Genomic DNA, 20,651 nt, shown 5'->3' with positions numbered 1-20,651 from the left:
GGGTTATTTCTCTGAAAAAGCTATCGCAATTAAACTTGCAAAGCTATGTTTATTATTTATAATTATCGATATGGTAGATGTTTATATACTTGACTTGTTTATCATTGGACTACTCTTACTAGTAGTTACATTAGGTTCGGGTTGGATTACTCGCTTACCTCTTTCTTTTGCTTTAATCTATCTTGTAGTTGGTATTATTCTAGGCCCTTATGGTATAGGACTCATTCAACTACGACATGAGGATATATTCAATGCTGAATTACTCGAAAGAATCACAGAATTTGTGGTAATTATCTCTGTATTTAGCTGTGGATTAAAAATTATTCATCCACTCAGGTTAAGGATTTGGAATATTACACTGCGTCTGATTGGATTTTTGATGCCAATTTCAATTTTTGCTCTAGCTGTAGTAGGTAAATTGTTTTTAGGCATGAATTGGGGAGAAGCTATTTTGTTAGGAGCTATTCTTGCACCGACTGACCCTGTATTAGCCTCAGAAGTACAATTGACAGATACAAACGACCATGATGAATTACGCTTTGGTTTAACTTCTGAAGGTGGGTTAAATGATGCCTTAGCTTTTCCCTTCGTTTATTTTAGTCTTTATGCATTAAAAGATAGTAATTGGGAAAACTGGTTCAAAGATTGGATTGCGGTTGATTTGATTTGGGCGATCGCAGCTGGCATTATAACAGGAATTATCGTTCCTAAAGCTATTGTTTTCATCGATCAAAAAATCCAAAAACGCCGTTCTGCTGATGAGTTAATGGAAGATTTTGTTGCTCTCAGTATAATTTTGTTAACTTATTCTTTAACAGAGTTTATCAATGGTTATGGATTTCTGGCAGTGTTTGTTGCTGGGTTAGAAGTCCAACGCACTTATAGAGATCCTGAAAAGCCATTAGAACAGTTGGAATTTATTGAACGGCTGGAAAAACTTTTAGAAGTTGGAACGATTTTGCTATTGGGGTCAATTTTATTATTAAAACCAATACTTACCTATGCTACTCAATCTTTAATAGTAATAGTTTTTTTATTTTTGGTGATTAGACCAGTAGGAGCCTGGATTAGTACAATAGGTAAACATCCTATGGAATCTCGCCGCCAAAACTTACATCCAGCAACTCGCTGGTTGTTAGGATGGTTTGGTATTCGTGGCGTTGGCTCTTTATATTATCTTGCTTACGCACTTGGTAAAGGATTAGAAGGCGAAAGTGCCGAAAAAATTGCTTGGATAACTTATACTACGATTGTAGCTTCTGCGATCGTACATGGAATCAGCGCCACTCCCTTAATGAATTGGTACGAACGTAGGATTAGCAAATATACAAAAGCTGCTCCTCACGCAACCATTGATGAATTTGAATAAAAGTATGCACAATAAGGGAATACCTGATTTGCATTCATGTATTCCCTTTATATTCTATTTACCAGTTACTTTTTCAATAACTTCTTTCGCTTTTTCTCCAAAACTTTCTGGGGGATTTTGTGCTTGTTCGGCCTTTAAATTTCTTTCGTAGGCCTTCTCTAAAGTATTAAGATTTTTTGAATCCTTCACAGCTTGCTCGTAAGATTCTTGCCGATCTTCTTCTTTAATTCCAACGCCAGGATCGTATTCGTTAGCACGGTTAATTTTTTCTTGAGAATTCGGTTTATATTCTGGGGGTATTAGCTTCAATTCTTCTAGGGTAGTTGCATAACTAGCTTGCTGTACGAAAAGAGCTACACCCGACATCATGAAAATTGTCAAGCAAACAACTAGAATAACAGAACGCAAAGCCTGCTTAAAAGTTGATAAAATTCGCATCGAAAAAGCCTCCTGTTTTGTATTAGCTTGTATTATGTATATTTCATATCCAAGCCCCATAGGCATCCTATGTGTTGAAGTACACTTCTTCCTTCTATCGGAGGATATATTAATTTTTAGCTATAACCAATTGTGATGAATTTTTATTCCTCGGCTTTGCATTGTATATTCAAATAAATCTGTTGGTAGTGCTTCTTCTACAGGGAAAACACCAGGCTTCTGCAATTTTCCTTCTAGTAACAGTTGAGCAATACTACCTGTACCGTATCCAGAAGCTATTGCCGTATTTTGATGTACCAAATCAGAACAAAAAATAGCTGTTTCGCCGTTTTTTTGTCCTGTAACTTCCGAGCGAACTGCTACTCCAATACCAGTAAAGTTATTAGTCATATCAGTCATAAAATGACTGACATGAGATAAAAATTCAATAGTGCTACGCTTTTGCATCAACCATTTGGGAAACACATGAGCAGTTATCCAAGTCATGTGATTGTAAAAATCGGGAACGGAACCAAACTTAGTAATTACAGTTTTGACCGATGGAAAAGCATGTGGCAGTGTAAAAGTTTCTGGCATATCAAACCAATAAACTCCACTGCGGCCATAAGGTGACGGAAACTCAATTACTTCTCTTTCACTGTAAGGCTTGACTACGTGCCATTTTCCATCGAGCCAAGCTTCAAATGTATGCTGTAATCCCAGAAAAGTTGTCCGCATTACTGTAACACCAGCACCGCCAGAGCCAGAAACTAAATAACTTAAATGTATCTTTTCTGGTTTATCTAATTGCTCAACACCCTGACGTACCATACTGTTAGAAATGCCAGGAAAAATGCCTGTATTAATAATTGCAGTCACGCCGGCTGCGATCGCCTGCTCGTGGCAATTCAGTGCTTTACTGGTATAAGAACGATGGTCGCTGACATCTAGATAGTTAACACCTTGTTCGATACAGGTTTTGAGAACATTGGTATCTCGGTAATGAAAGGGGCCAGCACAGTGGATAACTAAGTCAGAGTTTGCGATCGCTTGTCGCAATTTGTCAATCTCCGCTAAGTCTAATACTAAAAATCCTACTCGTTCTCCCAAAGGTAGATTAATAGCTTTTGCAGTCTCTGGGGAACGTCCAGTAATAGTAATTTGTGCTTGTGTATGGGTGGCTAAATCCTGAGCAACACTGCTACCAATTCGCCCCCGTCCTCCAAGAATTAAAACGCGGTCTGTCATCACTCCGACATGGGCAACACTATACTTATTTGACCAGTTTTTTGCACTCTTTGTCATCAGTTACAAGTATGACTTGTCCATGAATTAAGGAGGACTTTTATCTGAGAGCGGATACAAACAAAACCGTCCAAAGGCTGGCTTATTTGCATGGAAAGTAATGGTTTTTCTCTAAAAAATAAATTTGACAGATAAGTAACTCGGTAAAATCAAACCAAACTATGTGAAGAAAAGTAAATAAGGCTCAAACTCTTTCTCCCCCCGCCTTATCCCAACAATAATTATTTACATCGACCTACTTAGTGGGTGAATCGGAAATTTGGGAATAATCCTCATAGTGTTTGATGGCGTTGCTTTGGTCAGGCTATGAGAGTGTTATTTTTGAGGAAAAAAACAGTTTTTGACTGTTTGGTGGGATTTTGCAGTATTTTATGTCTTTTTTGGCTATTAATTACAGCATTATCAGTAGATGCAGCCTCTGTTGGGTCAATTGACACTCTCCGACAGCAGCAACAACAAATCGATCGAGATCGGGCAAATATGGCTCAACAACGCGATCGCCTCACCAATTTGCAAAATGCAGCCCAAAATCGGCTCACTGGGATAAATCAAAATCTCCAAACCACAAATAACTACATTCAAGATAGCGAGTTGCGCTTACAAATTTCTAACCAACGCCTGCAAAAGTTAGAGACTGATTTAGCTGTGGCAGAACGTTCCTATGAAGAACGCCAAATCGCCACAGTGGCACGATTGCGTTATCTCCAGCGATCGCCTGCTAGACAGGGATGGGCAGTTTTACTTCAAAGCCAAAGCATCAGCGACTTTATCAGCCGCCGCCATCAATTGAAGCTAGTTTATCAAGCAGACCAACAAATTTTGGCAAAACTCAACGAACAAGCAAATCAGATAAATAAACAAAAAACGGATGTAGAACAGCAAAAAAACGAAATTGCTTTGATTCGCCAACAATTACTAGCCCAAAAAGCCGATTATCAAACTCAGGCGCAGTCACAGTCAGAGATGATTCAACGCTTAAATAGCGATCGCTTGGCCTTAGAAGCCGCGCAAAACCAGTTAGACCAAGATTCCAAAAATCTAGAAGTCTTAATTCAACAGAAAGTGGCAGAAGCCAGAGCAAGAGCTGAGGCACAGGCTAAAACAAATAGCCGTACAAATATTCTCATTCAAGGAACTGGGATGTTTACATATCCTAGCGATGCTCCAACTAGCAGTCCTTTTGGTTGGCGGATGCATCCAGTTCTCGGCTATCGCCGCTTTCATGCAGGGCTAGATTTTGCCGCTAGCTATGGCAGTACAATTCGGGCAGCCGATTCCGGAACTGTGATTTTTGCTGGGTGGTACGGCGGTTACGGTAGAGCTGTGATTATTGACCACGGCAAAGGTATTACCACATTGTACGGACATACCAGCCAATTGTTTGTTTCTGAAGGACAAGCTGTGCAGCGAGGACAAGCGATCGCAGCTGTCGGTTCCACAGGTTTATCCACAGGCCCCCACCTACATTTTGAAGTGCGTCGCAATGGTACACCCGTAAACCCTGCTGATTATCTTTAACCCATTCTCAAGGCGACAAATTCGATCGTAGGTGTGCTATAATCCTAGAGATTAAGGGCGCGTGGCTCAGTGGATAGAGCAACAGATTCCGGTTCTGTGGGTCGGGGGTTCAAATCCCTCCGCGCTCGTTGTTATTATATTGCCAAATTATTTGTCCGCGTTGACAAATTGTATATCCAGACAACATGCTGCCACACCTAAAGTATGGCAGAATTCATCATTGATAGGCTAACTAATCAATTTCAAGCTGTCTGTGAAGTTTATCGTAATTGGGAAATGCCAGAGAAGCTGAGTAAAGTTGTTAATTTAAAGGAATTGAGGAAAGCTTTCTCGTTTGAAGTTTTAGATTTTCGAGAGAATTTTTGAGGAAGATAGGATAATGACTCAAGCAATTGATAAAGAACAAATCGTGATTGATGAATTTAGAAAGTTATCTCCAAACAAGCAGGAAGAGGTAATTGATTTTATTCATTTTTTGCAGTTTAAGGAGATGCAAAAGCAGGATGTACAGCATAAAGAAGATAAAGAACCTATTTCCGCCTATGAAGCAGCCAAAGAGTTTGCTGGCTGCGTTGATGGAGGCCCTGGCGATCTAGCTACCAATAAGAAGTATTTAGAAGGCTACGGTTGGAAATGAGGAAAAAGGTACTTCTAGATACAGGTCCGTTAGTCGCATTTATCAATAATCGAGAAAATTTACATGATTGGACGGTTAATGAATGGAAAAAGATTGAACCACTTTTATTAAGTTGCGAAGCAGTAATTACTGAGGCGTGTTCTCTCTTGCGAGATTTATATGGTGGTGAGGATGCGATTATGTCTTTATTAAATACTGGCATAATTCAAATCTCTTTTTATCTCAGTGATGAAATAGGAACGGTTAGAGAATTACTGAAGCAGTATCAGAATGTGCCAATGTCTTTAGCTGATGCGTGTTTGGTAAGAATGAGTGAATTGATTAATGGTAGTAGTGTATTGACGCTAGATAGTGATTTTTGGGTTTATCGGAAGAATAAAAATGAAATGATGGATTTAATTATTGCTGATGGAATATGAGAAGGGTCGGGATAGATGAGATGCAAGTGCCGTCTCACGGGAAATTGATGCAGCTGAGTGACTTAGGAAAAGTTGCTGTGACAGACTACTAAAACTAATTGAAAATTACCAATATTTACCGATTAGCTATTAACGTTCGCGTGCCAACATTTGACACAATTAGTGGTGGGCGCAAGCAGAGATAAGCAAGAGAACCGAGTAAGGGAATAAAAGGGAGTAGGGAGTAGGGATTGGGGAGTAGGGAAACTAAGCCGCCCCCTTCGGGGCGGGGTTTCAACCTATCTTGTGCAATACAAGGATTTTTCGCGCCACTTGCGGGCGAGGCTTTAACCTTTTTCGGGGCTAATTTCTTCCCCTACTCCCTACTCCCTACTCCCCACTCCCGCTCCGAAGGGGAGGTAAATTATTAATCTGTTGCTCGTTGTCACTCAATGGGTATAGCTTCTCAGACCGTTTACATGAATCTATTAGGCATCTGGTGAAATGATGTAAGGGCGAACGTAACAGCGCCCCTACTAAAGATTTTGGGCAACGCAGAATTAATTATCACTCCTATGTCTATTGACCAATGCCGTTAACTTTACTTTGAATGGCGGGACATCTGCCGAGTTTATACAAATGCATTTTTAACACTTTTTGTCAAACATCCGGATCAAAAAAGAACTAGAGTTAGGACTGGCGATCGCCGCGAAATCTATCAAAAGAACGTACAACTGACAACGAGCCACGGTAGCACTTATCTCGATATCTACAATTACGCCCATAATTAAGCCTAATGGTAGCTTATTGGGAGCAAACATTACTTTTATTGATGTCACTAACCAGACAAAACTTGAGAATGAGCTTAAAAGCTCAAACTCAAAGCTGACAAAAAAGAGATTATCTAGTGCTAATGCAGAACTAGAACGCACTTAATAGAGTTAGAAATAATAAATCAGAAAGTCAAATTTATCAAATAAGATTATTGATGACTAGAAGCGATCGCACTCAAGTCTGGCTCGATTAATGAATTCAGTAATGTCCATAACTGCAAATCTGTAAAATCTGGAATTGCCATAAATGCGCCTTCTTGCAGTAAGACTTGCGGAACGTGGGTAGAGGTAATGCCAATAGTACGGATACCTGCGCCTACCGCAGCCCGAATACCAGAGGGAGAGTCTTCTAAGGCGATCGCTTGGTCTGCTTTAATTCCTAATTTGTTTAAGGCAACTTGATAAGGTGCGGGGTCAGGTTTACCTGCAATACAATCGTCTGCTAAAACAACTGTAGAAAAAGCTTGTTGTATTTCTAATATCTCTAGCATAAATTCTGCGTTTAATCTAGGAGCATTAGTTACTAAAGCACGTTTTAGCTGATGTATATTTGTCCAGGCTATGAGTTCGGCAAATCCAGGCAACGGTTGCAAAGGCGAAGCAAATTGACGAAAAACAGCCTCTTTTTCGTCTGCGAATTTTTGACCTGCCGTCGCTGATAATTGTGGTAGGATATCTTTAACAATTTCTGGATTTAAACGACCACTAATCCGAGATTTGTAGAATGCTTCATCAATTTTTATATCGTAACTCAAGAGCATTTTTTGCCAAACTTGGTAGTGTATGGGGTCAGTGTTGACAATAGTGCCGTCTAAATCAAACAGAATTGCAGTCAGCATAAATTTTGGCTAAAATGTAAATAATTGTTAACTTTATTTACATAGTTTACATTGTTTTTTTGTCCTAAGTCATTGTTATTTCCTGAATAGAGGACAAAAAACTCCTAAAGAATGAGCTAAATCCTAAAATCTATACTGGATAATGTCTGGAGAATAGTACTCAACCAATTCAAAAATTATGGGTGGAGGCAGGCAAGGAGAAGTGGGGGACAGAGGGGTTCATATTAATAGGGAAAAGAGAAAAACTTTGTTTAGTTCCTCTCAATACCATTTCACCAAATGAAAGATACAAATAATTTCTCCTGTACTTGTTTGCCACTTCGCCACTCTATTTTTCTATAATTTCCAACTGCCAATTTCAGTGTAAGTACATGATAGCCGCTACAAAATTCTTTCGCGTTGACGATCTATGGGTGCAAGTTTACAACTCTGAAGCTGAAATGGCACAAGACGTTGCACAAATTGCCCAAGAGTATTTACAAAATATCCTCGAACGACAGCAAACAGCAGCTGTTTTGTTAGCCACAGGTAATTCTCAACTTAAATTTCTAGATGCTTTGATTGCATTAGGTGGTATAGATTGGTCGCAAGTTATTTTGTTTCATCTAGATGAATACTTGGGAATTACTGCCGACCATGCAGCCAGTTTCCGCTGCTACATGAGAGAAAAAGTAGAAAAGCGAGTCTCGCCACAGCAATTTCACTATATAGAAGGTGATGCACTGCAACCCGTGGCAGAATGCGATCGCTATACTAAATTACTGCAAGCTCAACCAATCGATTTATGTTGTCTTGGTGTTGGTGAAAACGGACACTTAGCTTTTAACGACCCAGAAGTGGCAAATTTTCAAGATCCTTACAGCGTGAAATTAGTGAAACTAGATACGGCCAACCGCCAACAACAAGTAAATACAGGTCATTTTCCAAATCTCGATAGCGTTCCTCAGTACGCTTTTACTGTTACTCTCCCGTTGATTTGTTCGGCTAAAAAAATTCTCTGCCTAGCACCAGAAAAGCGGAAATCGCAAGTAGTGAAAGAGATATTACAAGGGTCAATTAGTACAAAATATCCAGCCTCTATTCTGCGCCAACAATCGCAAGCGACCTTATTTTTAGATACAAATTCTGCTAGCTTACTCTGAGGGATTTTTAGAGGTTGTTTGAAAAATGGTTAGCTGTGATTTCAGACACTTATTGATCCCCCCTAGCCCCCCTTAAAAAGGGGGGAATTAGAATCAAAGTCCCCTTTTTTAAGGGGGATTTAGAGGGATCTAAAATTATTTGATACATCATTAGAGACTTTTCAAATATCCTCTTAGCTCAAACCAAATAATTTGGCGATCGCAGGCAATAATTTATTAGCCGATTCGACTAATGTGGCAACTGTGGGTAAGCCGGAAAATAGACCTTTCAACATAGTGATTGCTGTTTTTGCAGTTTTTTGCTTAGTCGATTCTTGAGGATTTTGACCTGCTTCGGCTAAAGCTTTTACTTGTTCTAATGCCTCGGCTTTGTCTTCTTCTGGCAAATGTGAGGACTGTGTAATTGCATCTTGCAACTGTGACAACAATTCTTTAATTCCTGGTTTATCTGGTTCGGGGGAATCAGGCAATTGATTGATGGCAATACTTACACTTCCGCTGATGGTTCCGAGATTTGCAATGGAACTACCCCCAGCGATACCGCTGACATTACTGCTGCCTTGAATGTTGATGCCGCTGATGTCTGACACGTTGGTATCTCCTTCGGTATAATATTTTGGCTGCTGGAGTGCAGTCGTTTTATTTAGTTGAGCAATTAAAACGTCCGGCTATTCCCTTGTTTATCATGTAGTTGTTTGGTGCCGAGCGTAGCTACACCACGCCATTACTTGTGACAGTTGCGTAAGTCCTGAAATAGAAAATGCATACAGCTTTGTAGAAGACTTCCTACACGAACAACAGGCTTATGCAGCTACTAGATTGAGTTGCTTCAATTTCCAACGCGATGATTTTGTGCGGGTTGACTATATTGCTTTCGCTTGACTAGCGTATTGCCTGATAGTCTTTAATTACGAATTAGTTTGAATCGCCCATTTTACCAGTGCTTGAGTTAACCCATCTAAAGTATATTCTTCAGCTTCCACATCTACACGCCCGAATAAAGACTGACAAGTTTTTGAGGTTTGGGGGCCAATAGAGGCAATACAAACTCCTGTTAATCCATTTGTCACCGCAACAGATTGATTACCATCAGGGTGATTGGTGAATATGCTACCTGCAAGTTGATAGAAAAATTGCACAGTTTTAGAACTAGCAAAAGTAATTACATCTACTGTACGGTTTTGCAGAGCTAATTTTGTAGGTGGCGAGATGCTACTAGGACAAGAGGATTGATATGCAGAAACTTCAATTACCTCTGCGCCTTTGGCGGTTAATTCTTTGACTAAAAGTTCTCGTCCACCACTTTCGACTCTGGGAAATAAAATCTTTTTACCAAGTAGTTCTTCAGGAAAGTTTGCTACTAAAGAATCGGCAACAAAGTCGGGAGGAATAAAATCTGGTTGGATTCCATATTGTTTGAGACTTTGGGCTGTTTTCTCACCAACAACAGCAATTTTGACATTAGCTAAAGCACGAGTATCTTTAGCTTGCGCGTTCAATCTGGCAAAAAAGTAGTCTACGCCATTGGTGGAAGTAAGAATTAACCAGTGGAAGTCAGATAAATTAGCGATCGCATTATCCAAAGCATCCCAACTAGAAGGCGGGCCAATTTCTAAGGTAGGCATTTCAATGACTGTAGCACCTGAAGCGGTGAGGCGATCGCTAAATTGGCTTGATTGCCCAGACGAACGCGTTACTAAGATTGTTTTGCCAGTGAGGGGGAGATGAGGGGATGAAGGGGAGTTGCTTGACATAGTTGGTAGGTTGGGATTTTTGGCTGTAGTCGAATGCTCAAAATATATTTTCTCAGGTTGTAAGAAATTACGTAATCCGACAACTTCGCCAATCACAATTACCACTGGGGAGAGAGAGAAACCAGCAGTTTGTTCCAAAATATTACTCAGTTGGGCTGTCCAAATTTGTTGATTTGGAGTGCCTGCCCAGCGGATGATGGCAATGGGTGTTAAGCGCGATCGCCCATACCGCAACAGCTGGTGTATAATTTCCGGCAGATGTTGCCCACCCATCAATATTACTAGTGTCTCTAAGCGCGAAAGTGCCTCCCAGTCTAAAGCTTCGACTTCGTGGGCTGTAAACACTGCAAAACAACGACTCAAAACGGGATCTGTTAGTGGAATTCCCGCCAATAAGGGTGCTGCAAGGGCTGAGGAGATTCCTGGTACTACTTCAAATTCGCAACTCGATGCTTTCAAAGCTTCGATTTCAGAAGTACAGCGTCCAAAAATAAACGGATCGCCTGATTTGAGTCTGATAACTTGTTTGCCCTGCTGACAGTACTTCACAAGTAACTTATTAATCTCAGCTTGTGGCGTACTGGGTTTACCACGGCGTTTGCCCACATCCAATTTTAAGCAATCAGGCGGTACGCACTGCAACAATCGATCGTCTACTAAAGCATCGTAAACTAAAATCTGAGCTTGACCCAAGAGATTGTAAGCTTTTACTGTCAGGTATGCCACATCTCCAGGCCCAGCACCTACGAGGTAAACTTTGCCTTGTTGCTTAGTCATGATTTGAGATTAATGCATTTAGATTTTGTGAATTTCAGAAAATACTATTAATATAATTAGACACCCCTTGATGACCATCGCCAAACTCTTGGATAAATTTATCAGTGATTTTATTTGCACATTTATCTATCTCTTCAGAAAGAGAGTTTTCATGCAATATATGGTGTGCAGATTTAATAGTTAAAAATTAAAAAGTTTAAGCTGTTCATAATGATTGTATGATTGTAGGTTGTTACCTCGCATTAATTTATACAAGTAATTACTTATCGCATAAGCTAATTGCACAGGAACAGCATTACCTATTTGTTTATATTTAGACGTAACAGAACCATAAAAAACCCAATCATCAGGAAAAGTTTGTATTCTGGCATACTCACGCACGCTAAGAGGGCGCAATTCCTCTGGATGACACATATCTGTAGCTTTTTGATGTGGACTTGTTGTTACAGTAGGAGAAGGTTTATCCCAAGATAATCTTCTATAAAATCCTACTTTACCGCCTCCAGAATTATATGCACCACCCATTGCTTCAGCTTTTAATTCTTCAGGGAAATATCTCCAGTCTGACGGGGTGACAAGTGTGCGGAAGTATTAGAAATAGGGGAGTATGGCCGTTTTGAGGTGAAAAAAGATCGCTCAGGTATTCTCAACAAGACCTATCAAATGATAATGTTACCTAAATTCTACCAAAACTGCTTTGAAAATCTACTGACACCAGCACAATACAAGATGCTACAAATCTTGGTGATACTGTTACAATTTCATCAAACGGTCACGATTGAAAAGTTAGCAACAGTATTTCCGCAACCTTGAGCAAAACACTAATAGTTAAAATCAATTCTGAATTTTTAGCAATTATTCAGAATACGTGAGTAGCATGTAAAGTAGGCAAAAATTTGTCTTTATAATAGATGAAAAGAGAGATTTTACAGTAGTGCGATCGCTAATAAATAATTGCTTCTTTTCTGTATATATTGCTGCATTTTAAACTATACATTACTTCAGTCCAGCTAGATGAAGCATTTCATCTGCGACAACACGTAGACCAGGAACGATCTTATCTATATCCTGCTTTTTAGCTATAAATCTACGGTTATGTGCTGACCGATTTCCAAAGCTCTTGATTAGCGGAAGTGCTTGCTTTGTCTCACGACCTAAATTCCATGAATTGCTAGATAAAATCTGGTCTATAAGATAGCGAAGCATCATGAAATCACCGCTAGCATCTTTGATTTCAGAGTGCTTCCATCCTTTGAGCCAATTTAGCGGACTCAGACTTCAAAACTGAAATATAGCTTCTAAGTATTACTAAATCTAAGTTCTGAATTTGATGAGGTTCTATAACAAGCAAAATACTAGATTCTAATCTTGATAAATTCAGTATTTCAAGATGAAACTTCTCAGCGTAAAAATTTCTTCCAGAAAGGGATTTTTGGTTTCGCAAAGCCTTTTCTGGGCGTTGCATAATGGAGTATGAATTAGTGGGTACTTAAATATGAATTGTCCAAGTTGTGATGACAGCAATATCCGTAAGAACGGGAGAAAAAGTGGTAAATAGAATTACATATGTGTTAGCTGTGGTCGCCAGTTTATTGATAAATACGAACTTTCAAGAATTTACAGTAATCAGATGAAGGAAGAATGCTTAAAAATGTATCTCAATGGTATGGGTTTCAGGGGCATTGAACGTGTCAAAGGGCTTCATCATACGACTCTCATCACCTGGGTTAAACAATTGGGCAAAACGATGGTAGATGCCAAGAGCCAAGACGTGCATGAAAGAGAATTATCAGGCGAATGCACGCTTCCAGTCGGTCAACTCCTTACCCTGTGCTGTAACAGCGTAAGGAATGGTGTCAAAGGCGTAGACAAACAGTTCTGCCTGAGTAATACCAGAGATTAAGGCAGCGAGTTGCAAACCCGTCGCGATCGCATTCTCCATTGAACCAGACTTATCCACCAGTAAGGCAGTTGGCCGAGTAATTGTACCGCGTCGCTTCACCTGCTCGTTAGTCACCTTTTCTAATCGGGCAACGATGTCTGCGTCGAAATCTGCGGCATCTGCCTTAGCAATCTGCTTCAGCACATTTGCCAACGAACCCTCTGGAGGAGTATCGCGGAACAGAATCGCATTTGCCCGTTCATTTGGCTTGATGTGCAGCGAAGCATATAGGTGCTTCATTGCTTTGCGACCTCTGAGGGCAGCGCGATCGAGTCACCGCGCAAGTTACAGAAGCATTTTGTTTAACTTGTGCAGAGTTATGTAAGCTTCTAAGATTGGGGCGCGGCAACAACTGCCAAGTAAAAGGGACTGGAGATTAGGGATTGGGAACTGGGCGATCGGCGGAAAAATTATCGAATTTGCTCTTCTACCTAAAAGTAGTAGCTGCGTAAGCTGCCGTCATACCTGCCGCTATTGCGACAGCACTTTTTGAAAGCAGCGACCAAAACCACAAGGACAAAGGTCATTGTTACCCAGTTTTTCTTGTAGTTCCTTGTCGCCACGAACAAAGCGATGCCTACGGCGGGCTACGCCTACGCCACGTTTAACAGCTTTTTCAGATGGGTAGCCACGACGACGTTTACTAGATGGTTCAAAAGCAGAAATCGTCAAATTCGTGGAAATCTTCAAGCTCTTGATTTGGTTTGATGTTGAAATTAATCTTCTTCATCGTCCTCACCTCCATTGATGAAATAGATATCGAAACTACTTGAGAGAAACCACTCCTCCCGCCTCTTCTAGCTGCTGCTTGAGAATTTCGGCCGCTTCTCGATCTAATCCTGCCTGCACTACTTGAGGAAGGGAGTCCACAAAGTCTTTTGCCTCTTTCAGCCCCAGTCCAGTCACCGTGCGGATGACCTTGAGTAAGGCAATCTTTTTCTCTGGCGGAACCGATACCAACAAGACATCAAACTCCGTCTGAATTTGTGGTTGAACCTCGTCTTCATCTCGCTTATCAACTCGAATTAGTTTCGGTGTAGAAATATCAACATTGAAGGTTGCTTCAATCTGCTTCACTAATTGAGCGGTTTCATTGAGAGTTAAAGATTTGAGTTGTTCTAAAATTTCTAAAGTTTTCACAGACATAGCAACCTCCAATGAGTTGCAGTTAACTCATAGTTGAAATAAATAAAATCACCTCGTGCAAGTTGAAAAAGCTGTTGATTCACACACAGGATTTGAACCTGTAGTAGCTTGATTATCAGTCAAGTGCCTTTTCCAATTAGGCTAGTATGTAAGCTTTTTCGGTTAGGGCACGAAGTGAAAATTTTAGTTTTGCGAAAGTTGATTTAAAATAAATCGAATTTCCTTTTTGTTACACTGCTGTTTTCTGGCAGCATAAATTTTGCGACCTCTGACGGCAGAACGGTAAATTACACCTTTGAGAACATCCGTCACATAATCAGTTGGTGACGGGGGAAAATCTTCAAAGCTAATTAGATACCAAATCTCGTTTAGTTTGTGGTATTGATGATAATCATCAACGATGACAAGATCGGTTTGCTGCTGCTTTTGTTTTTGCTTTCGAGGTAATTTCTTAACAGCACAAAGAATACCAGTTTCAGGATGAATATAGAAGCGATCGCGGTAACTTCCATCTAACGGAATTTGATACCATCGGTAAGACTTGCTGTAAAGCTCACCACCAATCATTTCCACATATCGTTCAACAAAATCCCACAGATGACCGATTACGTGCTGTCCTGCCATTGTGCTGGGATCTAATCGTTGACACAGTTCGCTGTAAACTTCATTCCAAGGCTGTCCAACTTTTGAGCGCAAAAACCGACGTAGAGGGCCGAGATGATCGCTAAGACGCTTCGATTTATTTCTAGTTTTAATCAAGTAAGGATTTAATAATCCGTCCTGACTTGCTTCCTCGGTAAGTTTGTGTAATTGCTTTTTAAAACCCTTTAGCTTTTTCAGGCTAATTTTCATACCACCGCGAGGACGTTCAATCACGATTTCGCTCAAACGATGTTCGCTCATATCTCACATTGTTTAAATACAGTTTTAGCGATTGAGTTTTTATGACACATGAGTTAGCAAACATCATCGAACTCACCTCCAAATAAGTGATTGAGTTAATGTTATAATTGAATACAATTTGAATAATTGGAATTCAGCGCAAGTTAGCAAAGCAGTTTTCACAATTGCCTTTACCATTTGGCTACGCTCCCATCTAAGGAAGCGACAGGAATCGAACCTGCAAACCGTTGCCGATTAGTGTGTATGCTTCACAAATTAGGGCGCGGAAAGAGAGAGAGATGGGGGAGCAGGGGGAGCAGGGGGAGATGAGGGAGACAAGGGAGACAAAGAGAATAATCTTTACCTCCAGCATAGCTGCCTTCTGCCTTCTCCCTCATTTAACCATAGACAGCTTCGGGACGGACAATCAAATCTCCACTGGGACGGCGATCTACTATGTAACTAGAGAGGCGATCGCTATTCACATCTAAATGCCGAGCAACATGTTCCTTGACTGCCAAATCATTCATGCCTGTTGCAATTCCCAATTGCGTTTCTGCAACATCAACAGAACGTCCTTCAAATCGAATATGATCCATTACAATCACCTCTTTTTTTAATTACGAATTACGAATTAGTGGAGCCGTCGGGAATTGAACCCGACTCCTGCAACCGTCCGTTTGTTGGTTTCGGAGCAGTCGAACGCCAATCGCGGCCCCAAAAAGTGATATCTATGCAATTGTGTAATTGTCAAGCTTTTGAGAGGTTTTGGTTTTGCCTCTTGAATCGGCTTTTTTGCTGATACTACATTTATATTACATGTAATATAAAGTGTCAAGGGGATACTACAAATTTTTTTGGCAAGCGATACCAATTTAAACACGATCGCAACAGACAGAACCCTTATCTATCTTGAAAGTACTCAACACTCAGCAACGCTAGTCGCCTCAACTTGTAGCTATTCTGTAAGAGCATGTAGTTCTTCAAAGGAAATAGAGATTTCAGCGATCGCTTTTTACAACAGTTATACTACACAAGAATCCTACTTGCTGGAATGATTTTCCGGCTTACAAGCACGCTGTTACAGATTTTCAATCGTTAATGCGCTCCTGTAATAACATGTCCGGTAAATCACTTATAGCTGGGGACTGGGTGAAAAGTCTTTTTGTGTCTAGGTTTGATCGTCTGTTGATGTCTTAACACTACTGGCGATCGCTATACAATTAAAAATTCTCCGCGTCTCAGCGTCTCCCCATCTCCGCGTCACTCTTTAGGTGGACATGATATAATTATCTCCTACTCTTGCTGCTGTCGTCGTTGCTCAATATCTTGGGCAGAAATCATACTGTTAACTCTTTCTGTATCTACCATCATCAAAATTACTCCTTCAACTTCTGTACTGATTAGAGGAGTGATGGCGATATAACATTTGATTTGTCTGCCACGGCGATTTCTCGCATCCAGGATCGTTTCTTGGAACTGGCTTTTGCCAGATAGAGCATCGCGGATGGGCGATCGCAGTTGCTCGACACTCAGACCAATATCTAGGCTGAACAAAGACTTTCCCTGTACTTCGTCTTTTCGCAATCCCCAAAGATCCTCTACCATGTAATTCCAAATTAGGATGTTAAAGTCATTATCAAGCACCACTATTCCCGTTTGAAGGCTTCTCAGGATAGAGATCAGAAAAACATTTGTGCGATTAAGTTCTGTTGTCCGCTGATTCAACTCGTTGTTAATTGTCTGCAATTCTTCATTAGTAGATTGCAGTTCTTCGTTCATCGTCTCTAATTCTTCATTGGTAGATTGCAGTTCTTCATTGGTGGTTTCTAATTCTTCATTGGTAGATTGCAGTTCTTCATTGGTGGTTTCTAATTCTTCGTTGGTGGATTGTAGTTCTTCATTAGTGGTTTCTAAATCCTGCCGGGAACGTTGCAGCGCTTCTTGGAGTTGAATATAGCGGGTGACATCATGAAAAGCGATGCTGACACCTAAAATACTACTGTCGGTGTCTTGCAAAGGTGTAATCCGCACATCCAAGTATTGTAATTCTCCATTAGACAAATAACGTTCTACATTTGTCAAGTTAAGAGAACGGCGTTCGGCATAAGCCCGTTCGATAAGCGATCGCAATTCTATCGGTCGATAGGAAAGTTCTAAATCGTGGAAAGGACGACCTATATCTCTGGGGGAGAGAGCAAACAAAGTACGTGCTTGCTCGTTGACTAGTACCAGTGTGCCACTAGCATCAATTACTACTTGGGCTATTGCTGCCGTATCAAAAGCCGAGTCTCGCAGCCGGATATGGCGAGATAAACGGCTACTAGATTCATCATCTCCTGTATGTGCCATAACTAGCAGGCGATCGCGCAGATTGGTTGTCGAGACTTTAGTAAAGATGCGATTTTTTAAATCTATGGGTGTAAATAAGTTGGTATGCATCAATAGCATCTCTGCTTTGCCCAAAAATAGATACCCCGTATCATTCAACGCAAAGTGAAACCGAGCCAAAATCCGCCCCTGAGTCTCGGAATTAAAATACATCAATGTGTTGCGACACACCAACAAATCTAAGCGAGAAATTGGCGCATCTTGCAGTAGATCGTGGCGACCAAAAATTACCGAGCGACGCAGATCTTGACGAAAAGTATAATTTTTACCAGTGAGTTTAAAATATTTTTCCTGGAGTTCTGCTGGTATAGCCTGGATATCCTTAGCTGAATATGTCGCTTGGCGAGCTTGGTTTAAAGCTTCTTCATCTACATCTGTAGCGTAGATTTTCACTCGTTGGCGAAATTCCTCAGCTCCCAAAAGTTCGGTCATTAGCATTGCTAAGGTATAAGCTTCTTCTCCGGAAGCGCAGCCAGCACTCCAGATCCGGATCTGATCGGAACTATTTTTTCGTCTAATTATATTGGGCAATACTTGCTCTGCTAAATACTCCCAAGCAAAAGCATCTCGCAAGAAAGCAGTGACATTGATCAAGATAGTATTGAATAGAAAGTAAAATTCTTCGGGATAAACTTCTAGGTAATCTAAGTAATTCCCAAAGTTCTCCAAGTTCAACGACTGCATTCTCTTGCGGACGCGACGCATCAAAGTTGAACGTTTATAGCCTGTAAAATCAAAACCCCGGCTTTGTCTGAGATATATAAGTAGATTTTCAAAATCGGGGTCTTTGTCTGTAGATGTCATAATCTCAGAAATGAGAATTGGGAATTACTAAAGTTACCAAAGCTGATGATATTTCATGCAAAGGCAGAATAAAATCGACATAGCCGGTTTTAATAGCAGCAGAGGGCATACCAAAATACTCGGCGGTTGTTTCATCCTGAGCAATAACAGTGCCACCCATTTTTTTGATTGCTTCTACGCCCATTGCACCGTCGCTACCTGTGCCAGTCAGCACCACGGCGATCGCTCGGTCTTTATAGCTAGCTGCAACAGATTCAAATAACAGATCGGCGGAAGGACGCAGGAAATGTACTAAATTCTGACTGAGTTAGAGAAAGTGTACCATCGGTGTTGATTAAGAGGTGACGGTCGGGTGGGGCAATGTAAACTGTTGCTGGAGCCAAGCGATCTCCGGCTTGCGCTTGCTTAACTTTAAGACAAGTCCGGCGAGCGAGAATCTCTGCCATTAGCGAGCGATGTCAAGGATCGAGATGTTGGACAACGGCGATCGCAGCTGTAAAGTCTCTGGGTAATTTTGATAGTACCTCAATTAGCGCAAGCAGCCCCCCCGCAGATGCTGCTACAGCAACAATATCAAAAGCAGCATCAGCAAACTGAGGTGGATGATTGTCTGCATTTTCTGCCATTTCTGTCATAATTTATTGGCTGTAAGTATCAGCCAAACTGTCAGCTATAAATACAGACAAATAAATTTCAGATTCAAACTAATTTATAGTCTTAAAAATATTATGACTTATTTGATACTATTCAGAAATTTTTATTTTTGACTATTAAGCTGTTTTTGTTAATCCTCCTGCTCTAGCATCTGCTTGGCTTGCACTAGTTGCTGCTTATATTCATCGCTGACAGTAGGATATTTTAAATTTAATTCTTTTAATTTTGTGCAGATAATATCAGATACTACAAGACGTGTAAACCATTTGCGATCGGCAGGGACAATATACCAAGGGGACCAAGAAGTACTTGTATGATTAAAAACCTGTTCGTAAGCATCCATATAATCATTCCAAAAACCTCGTTCGCGGGCATCGCTGACTGAAAACTTCCAATTTTTTTCCAGCGAATCAATCCGAGCTAAAAAGCGTTTTTTTTGTTCTGCTTTAGAAACATTAAGAAAAAACTTGAGAACGACAATACCGTTATTTACCAAATATTTTTCAAAATTATTTATTTCTTCAAAACGCTGTTTCCATATTTGATTTCCTTTAAATTTTTCAGGCAGTTGTTGCTTTTGAAGGATTTCTTGATGAACCCGTGCCACTAGCACTTCTTCATAGTATGAACGGTTGAATATACCAATACGACCGCGTTCTGGCAAAGCCTTCATGTTCCGCCACAAGTAATCATGGTCTAATTCTTCATCACTTGGTGCTTTAAAACTAAATACTTGAAATCCTTGAGGATTCACACCAGACATTACATGTTTAATTGTGCTGTCTTTGCCAGCAGCATCCATTGCTTGGAAAATGATTAGTAATGCGTATGTGTTTTGAGCATAGAGAATATCTTGATACTTGGCGATTTGTTCGATATTTATTTGCAATTTACTCGCTGCATCGCTTTTTTTGGTAAAATCTATCTTATAAGCTGGGTCATAGTTTTTTTTCAAATAAATCTCTGAGCCTGGCACAACAATAAAAGCATCATGATTCATATTAATTTTGCCTACTTTTCAAGCTGAGGCTATTGTATAATTAAAACCTAGAAAACCACAGTAAGTTAACTACGAATATAATAATTAGTGTTCCTTAATTACGAATTACGTAGACGCACTCTGCGCGGCTTCCCGTTCGCGTAGCGTCTCCTTCAGGAGAAGGGTATTACGAATTACGAATTATTAAAATTTCTTCTTTTTTAATTTTGGTTGCTTTGGAGTAGGACGCATCGCTTCTCGACCCAAGATAAACATCCCTGTTATCCCCAAACAAACAAACCAAATATATTGATGCCAAAAATGCTGAATCTGTTCAACTGCACTTAGTTGTGCATGTAACACGTTCAAATAAAGCAGTAGCACTAGTATCATCAGTGCCCCAAAACCGATAAAGCTTAAACCAACGCGAATTCTTGCAGGTCGCAGTTCCCAATCGCTAATTTGCTCTAAGTCAATTTCTGCTAATTCCTTCAAGGAATTATCTGCTAATGTTGAAGCTTCTTGCAATCTGTTACTCAGCTTTGATGGTAAAATTGGCGCTAATGTTGCCACGGTAGGGCGACGTAGCAAAACTTCGGTATCTCGTAATAATTCCAATGGTTTACGAGCAGTAAGTGGTTGAGCAAATTCTATGTTGTCCGTAGCACTTGGGGCGGTAGCTTTGCTTTCAAGATCCATAGCACGCTTTGAGAAAACCGGGATATAAATAGCCTAGCTAATCAATTAGCTGCTATGCAAATATCAAAATCAGAGCTGGAGACTGGGGATTGAAAATAGACAAGGGAGAAATTTGTCACTAACAGGGTGTGGGGTGCAGGGGGTAGGGTGTAGGGGGTAGGGTGT

General features: G+C 40.5%; 20 protein-coding genes, 2 tRNA genes and 4 pseudogenes. 8 read left to right on the top strand and 18 right to left on the bottom strand.

Features of this window, described 5'->3' with window-relative positions:
• Positions 1 to 70: 70 nt before the first annotated feature.
• The gene (locus I8752_RS13685) at positions 71 to 1,369 is read left to right on the top strand and encodes a cation:proton antiporter (RefSeq protein WP_214432870.1); all 1,299 of its coding nucleotides are present in this window, start codon (positions 71 to 73) and stop codon (positions 1,367 to 1,369) included.
• A gap of 54 nt (positions 1,370 to 1,423) precedes the next feature.
• Here the strand turns inward: I8752_RS13685 and I8752_RS13680 are convergent, their stop codons facing one another.
• The gene (locus I8752_RS13680) at positions 1,424 to 1,807 is read right to left on the bottom strand and encodes a hypothetical protein (RefSeq protein ID WP_214432869.1); all 384 of its coding nucleotides are present in this window, start codon (positions 1,805 to 1,807) and stop codon (positions 1,424 to 1,426) included.
• A 120-nt stretch (positions 1,808 to 1,927) separates the two neighbouring features.
• A complete protein-coding gene (locus I8752_RS13675; RefSeq protein ID WP_214432874.1) occupies positions 1,928 to 3,034 on the bottom strand; it encodes a saccharopine dehydrogenase family protein in 1,107 nt (368 codons plus the stop codon).
• A gap of 363 nt (positions 3,035 to 3,397) precedes the next feature.
• Between I8752_RS13675 and I8752_RS13670 the strand changes: the two genes are divergently transcribed.
• From I8752_RS13670 to I8752_RS13650, 5 genes are all read left to right on the top strand, one after another.
• Positions 3,398 to 4,609 carry a murein hydrolase activator EnvC family protein gene (locus tag I8752_RS13670; RefSeq protein WP_214432868.1) on the top strand — a complete coding sequence of 404 codons (1,212 nt, stop codon included), beginning with the start codon at positions 3,398 to 3,400 and terminating at the stop codon, positions 4,607 to 4,609.
• A 55-nt stretch (positions 4,610 to 4,664) separates the two neighbouring features.
• Positions 4,665 to 4,737, top strand: a tRNA-Arg gene (locus I8752_RS13665).
• Positions 4,738 to 4,813: 76 nt separating this feature from the next.
• On the top strand, positions 4,814 to 4,975 hold the full coding sequence (locus tag I8752_RS13660; protein ID WP_214432867.1) for a hypothetical protein: 162 nt from the start codon (positions 4,814 to 4,816) through the stop codon (positions 4,973 to 4,975).
• Between the two features lie 13 nt (positions 4,976 to 4,988).
• The gene (locus I8752_RS13655; RefSeq protein WP_214432866.1) at positions 4,989 to 5,246 is read left to right on the top strand and encodes a DUF2281 domain-containing protein; all 258 of its coding nucleotides are present in this window, start codon (positions 4,989 to 4,991) and stop codon (positions 5,244 to 5,246) included.
• Entirely contained in the window at positions 5,243 to 5,665 is a 423-nt protein-coding gene (locus I8752_RS13650) for a type II toxin-antitoxin system VapC family toxin (RefSeq protein ID WP_214432865.1), read from the top strand. The genes I8752_RS13655 and I8752_RS13650 overlap by 4 nt, the downstream gene beginning before the upstream one ends.
• Positions 5,666 to 6,291: 626 nt before the next feature.
• Here I8752_RS13650 and I8752_RS13645 read toward each other — a convergent pair.
• Both I8752_RS13645 and I8752_RS13640 read right to left on the bottom strand, forming a co-directional pair.
• Positions 6,292 to 6,465, bottom strand: coding sequence for a hypothetical protein (locus tag I8752_RS13645; protein WP_214432864.1), 174 nt, complete (start codon positions 6,463 to 6,465; stop codon positions 6,292 to 6,294).
• Between the two features lie 161 nt (positions 6,466 to 6,626).
• Positions 6,627 to 7,316, bottom strand: coding sequence for an HAD family hydrolase (locus tag I8752_RS13640; RefSeq protein ID WP_214432863.1), 690 nt, complete (start codon positions 7,314 to 7,316; stop codon positions 6,627 to 6,629).
• Between the two features lie 371 nt (positions 7,317 to 7,687).
• Here I8752_RS13640 and I8752_RS13635 point away from each other — a divergent pair, with 371 nt between their 5' ends.
• Positions 7,688 to 8,458, top strand: a complete 771-nt coding sequence (locus I8752_RS13635) for a glucosamine-6-phosphate deaminase (protein WP_214432862.1) — start codon at positions 7,688 to 7,690, stop codon at positions 8,456 to 8,458.
• A gap of 173 nt (positions 8,459 to 8,631) precedes the next feature.
• On the opposite strand, the gene I8752_RS13630 is transcribed toward I8752_RS13635, so the two are convergent.
• From I8752_RS13630 to I8752_RS13615, 4 genes and pseudogenes are all read right to left on the bottom strand, one after another.
• Positions 8,632 to 9,048, bottom strand: coding sequence for a hypothetical protein (locus I8752_RS13630; RefSeq protein ID WP_214432861.1), 417 nt, complete (start codon positions 9,046 to 9,048; stop codon positions 8,632 to 8,634).
• 318 nt (positions 9,049 to 9,366) lie between these two features.
• Complete coding sequence (gene cobA, locus I8752_RS13625; RefSeq protein ID WP_214432860.1) at positions 9,367 to 10,989, bottom strand: uroporphyrinogen-III C-methyltransferase; 1,623 nt, start codon at positions 10,987 to 10,989, stop codon at positions 9,367 to 9,369.
• Between the two features lie 180 nt (positions 10,990 to 11,169).
• Positions 11,170 to 11,580, bottom strand: a pseudogene (locus I8752_RS13620) (DNA cytosine methyltransferase); the annotation flags it as partial.
• 643 nt (positions 11,581 to 12,223) lie between these two features.
• Entirely contained in the window at positions 12,224 to 12,454 is a 231-nt protein-coding gene (locus I8752_RS13615) for a hypothetical protein (RefSeq protein ID WP_214432859.1), read from the bottom strand.
• 30 nt (positions 12,455 to 12,484) lie between these two features.
• Here I8752_RS13615 and I8752_RS37330 point away from each other — a divergent pair.
• Positions 12,485 to 12,745, top strand: a pseudogene (locus I8752_RS37330) (IS1/IS1595 family N-terminal zinc-binding domain-containing protein); the annotation flags it as partial.
• Positions 12,746 to 12,784: 39 nt separating this feature from the next.
• On the opposite strand, the pseudogene I8752_RS13610 reads toward I8752_RS37330, so the two are convergent.
• The 10 genes and pseudogenes from I8752_RS13610 to I8752_RS13565 form a co-directional block, all read right to left on the bottom strand.
• Positions 12,785 to 13,201: pseudogene (locus I8752_RS13610) on the bottom strand (hypothetical protein); the annotation flags it as partial.
• Between the two features lie 201 nt (positions 13,202 to 13,402).
• Positions 13,403 to 13,621: a hypothetical protein gene (locus I8752_RS13605; protein WP_214432858.1), complete on the bottom strand. Its 219-nt coding sequence runs from the start codon at positions 13,619 to 13,621 to the stop codon at positions 13,403 to 13,405.
• 75 nt (positions 13,622 to 13,696) lie between these two features.
• The gene (rplL, locus tag I8752_RS13600) at positions 13,697 to 14,077 is read right to left on the bottom strand and encodes a 50S ribosomal protein L7/L12 (RefSeq protein WP_214432857.1); all 381 of its coding nucleotides are present in this window, start codon (positions 14,075 to 14,077) and stop codon (positions 13,697 to 13,699) included.
• An 80-nt stretch (positions 14,078 to 14,157) separates the two neighbouring features.
• Positions 14,158 to 14,228 (bottom strand) — tRNA-Ile (locus tag I8752_RS13595).
• 32 nt (positions 14,229 to 14,260) lie between these two features.
• Positions 14,261 to 14,980 carry a hypothetical protein gene (locus tag I8752_RS13590; RefSeq protein ID WP_214432856.1) on the bottom strand — a complete coding sequence of 240 codons (720 nt, stop codon included), beginning with the start codon at positions 14,978 to 14,980 and terminating at the stop codon, positions 14,261 to 14,263.
• A gap of 377 nt (positions 14,981 to 15,357) precedes the next feature.
• Complete coding sequence (locus I8752_RS13585) at positions 15,358 to 15,558, bottom strand: hypothetical protein (protein WP_214432855.1); 201 nt, start codon at positions 15,556 to 15,558, stop codon at positions 15,358 to 15,360.
• Positions 15,559 to 16,255: 697 nt separating this feature from the next.
• Positions 16,256 to 18,154, bottom strand: a complete 1,899-nt coding sequence (locus I8752_RS13580; RefSeq protein WP_214432854.1) for a CheR family methyltransferase — start codon at positions 18,152 to 18,154, stop codon at positions 16,256 to 16,258.
• A gap of 4 nt (positions 18,155 to 18,158) precedes the next feature.
• Positions 18,159 to 18,789: pseudogene (locus I8752_RS13575) on the bottom strand (chemotaxis protein CheB).
• 149 nt (positions 18,790 to 18,938) lie between these two features.
• A complete protein-coding gene (locus I8752_RS13570; protein WP_214432853.1) occupies positions 18,939 to 19,808 on the bottom strand; it encodes a polyphosphate kinase 2 family protein in 870 nt (289 codons plus the stop codon).
• 183 nt (positions 19,809 to 19,991) lie between these two features.
• Positions 19,992 to 20,486: a hypothetical protein gene (locus I8752_RS13565; RefSeq protein WP_214432852.1), complete on the bottom strand. Its 495-nt coding sequence runs from the start codon at positions 20,484 to 20,486 to the stop codon at positions 19,992 to 19,994.
• Positions 20,487 to 20,651 lie beyond the last annotated feature (165 nt).

The organism is Dendronalium phyllosphericum CENA369 (assembly GCF_016056275.1).
Classification (GTDB): Bacteria; Cyanobacteriota; Cyanobacteriia; order Cyanobacteriales; family Nostocaceae; genus Dendronalium; species Dendronalium phyllosphericum.
The sequence above is the reverse complement of the archived record's forward strand: the minus strand, read 5'-3'. Positions and strand labels throughout refer to the sequence as shown.